The organism is Aquabacterium sp. (assembly GCF_004297345.1).
Taxonomy (GTDB): domain Bacteria; phylum Pseudomonadota; class Gammaproteobacteria; order Burkholderiales; family Burkholderiaceae_C; genus Aquabacterium.
Genome location: NZ_SCTN01000559.1, coordinates 1 through 1,582 on the forward strand (window position 1 = coordinate 1; position 1,582 = coordinate 1,582).

Annotated in this window: 1 protein-coding gene; it reads right to left on the reverse strand. The window is 51.8% G+C overall.

Features of this window, described 5'->3' with window-relative positions; translation table 11 throughout:
- Positions 1-171 precede the first annotated feature (171 nt).
- Complete coding sequence (locus EPO09_RS21470) at positions 172-963, reverse strand: hypothetical protein (protein ID WP_290646527.1); 792 nt, start codon at positions 961-963, stop codon at positions 172-174.
- Positions 964-1,582 lie beyond the last annotated feature (619 nt).

The window sequence follows — 1,582 nt, forward strand, 5'->3', positions numbered from 1 at the left end:
GGTTCAGGTCGAACTAGAGCAACCAGCCTATTGCTGAGGCAGCTTCACCACTTGTCATCGATCTATATCAAGATGGGTGTTGGCCGGCACATTACTGATGATGATCTTCTAAAAGGTCCGCCCACCCGACTTTATGGCTGAAATGGTATGGCCAATCAATGGATCATTCAATCATTCGCCGTGATCAGTCCTAACACGTCGATAGACGAAGGGACGTCTTTCGATGATTGAGTCGCATATATCTTCAACCTGCTCTAAAGATAAACCAAGCTGGCTCAACTCAATCAAGTAGCTCTGTCGACATCGCTTGAACACTTTATAGGCCGTACGTGGCCAGTGGGGACTGCACAACTCCATCGCCACCTGTAGATCCTCTACTATTTCATCAAAGTAGGCATCCGGGCACTTAACGCCCAAATCCATTCCGACTCTTCGAGAAGAAAAAAATAGTGCATCAATCGCGCGAAGAAAAAGCCCTTCATCCGTTATGCACGGACCGAGTAGCCGATAACGATCAGTCCACGCGAGTGCATAAGCAGCAAGCCCAGCTGTAGCCAGGTCAAGAGCCCAGGTCAATAGTCGATCACCCACCCAGAAATTTTCGTCCATTCCTAAAGCAAATAGAAATCGGTGCATGTGAGCAGGAAGAACATCTGCTCTAGAGCTAGCATATGCAAACTTTGGATGGGCTCCCCCGCCCTCAAGTAGATTGCGGATGTCCGGCTCAAACCGAAGATAAAAGTTGTCTATCTCCGATCGACGCTCATCAGACGCTGTCGACCACTCGAGTTGTTGGTCTGACGTGAACTCCGCGTACACAGTTCCATCACCAGGGCGCCAGCGATCGTGCAGTTCACCAAATATGCGATGCGCGGCAATAGATACTATTTCCTGCCAGCCAACCGTCCCCCAATCCTCGACAAATCCTCTTAATTCAAGAGCATCGAGGTGGAGGTGAAGCAACGACAGTGGTCTATAGGCTCGTGCTCTCGCCACGAGAAGATCTATGGTTGGATCCCTAGCTTCCGACGGCGCGAGCATGGCATGCAAGAGCCCACCATGTACAGCCTCGAGGTAGAAACCATCGGGTAGAGCAGCTACGGCGTTGTCCGAATATGGTGCCGATCGCATAAGTTGGCTGGCACAGGAATCAAGTGCTGACACTTTGTTGTGTCTGGGAACACGAGCATTTTTTCCAAACCAACTCTCCCACCCCCTAGTAGATATTCGAAAGCCAACCCACCCTAGCGCGTCAAAGTGAGGGCGCCCGGAGATTTCCAGAGGCGCAACGGATTGTGCGAGCCCCTGCAGCGAAGAGAACATAGCGCGGGCTTGCGGCTTGCCAGCAACATGGTGCGCACCAAGAAAGCACCGTTTGAAGTGGTTGATTGCCACCTGGGACCGCAGGCGCTGCATCAAACGACAAGTGTCTAGATCCGCAGACTCATTTGTTGCCTCGCACATAAGGTTCATCACCACTCCTTTGCAACACGCAGCGACAAGGCTTTGAATCGGCACTCTAACCGATAGCCACGCGGAGTCTCGTGACTACCTAGCTGCCCCAAAGGCTCAACAACGGTAC